The following is a 720-nucleotide window of genomic DNA, read 5'->3' on the forward strand; positions in this document are numbered from 1 at the left end:
GGCCGGCAGGTACTTCCGGCAGTTCTGCCGACTGCCCCGACCCACTCCCCGGCGCCCCGCCGGAATTCAGCTTGACGCTGGGGCCGGCCAGGGTGACGCCGCTGGCGTCCAGTTTCAGGAAGCTGCCGCCGGCGGCGATGGTCAGTTCGGCGCCGGCGTCGAGGACGACCTTGGCGCCGGCTTTGTAGTGGGCTTCGTTGCCGGCTTCGGTGAGGGTGGCGGTGCCGGATGTCTGGTGGAACGAGCCGCCCACCGTCAGGCTCAGGTCCTGGCCCACCTTCTCCCGCTTCTCGCCATCGACCGTACTGTGGTCGTTGGCCTGGATGTGGGCATAGCGGTCGTTGTCGACGGTCAGGTGGCTGTTGTGGTGGACCACCTCGGTGCGGTCGTGCTCGGTCAGCAGGTCCAGGTCCTTCTGGGCGTGGACGTAGATCTGTTCCTTGTCGGCCTCGTCCTCGAAGCGCAGTTCGTTGCTGCCCTCGCCCTTGTGGGTCTGGGTCTTCAAGGTCGTGCGGGTCTTGTGCTCCGGCAGCGCGTAGGGCGGTGTGTTGGACGCATGGTAGGTGCGGCCGGTGATGATCGGCTGGTCCGGATCGCCGTCCAGGAAGGAGACGATGACCTCGTGGCCGATGCGGGGTAACGCCATGAAGCCGTAGCGGCCCCCGGCCCAGCCCTGGCTGACCCTGAGCCAGGCGCTGCTGTGTTCGTCATTGTTCGAGT

General features: G+C 67.1%; 1 protein-coding gene. It reads right to left on the reverse strand.

The features are described 5' to 3' along the window. Positions 1-720 (reverse strand): type VI secretion system Vgr family protein (locus EZI54_RS23975; RefSeq protein ID WP_131484350.1); only part of this gene is annotated, 720 nt, incomplete at both ends.

This window comes from Marinobacter halodurans, from assembly GCF_004327985.1.
Taxonomy (GTDB): Bacteria; Pseudomonadota; Gammaproteobacteria; order Pseudomonadales; family Oleiphilaceae; genus Marinobacter_A; species Marinobacter_A halodurans.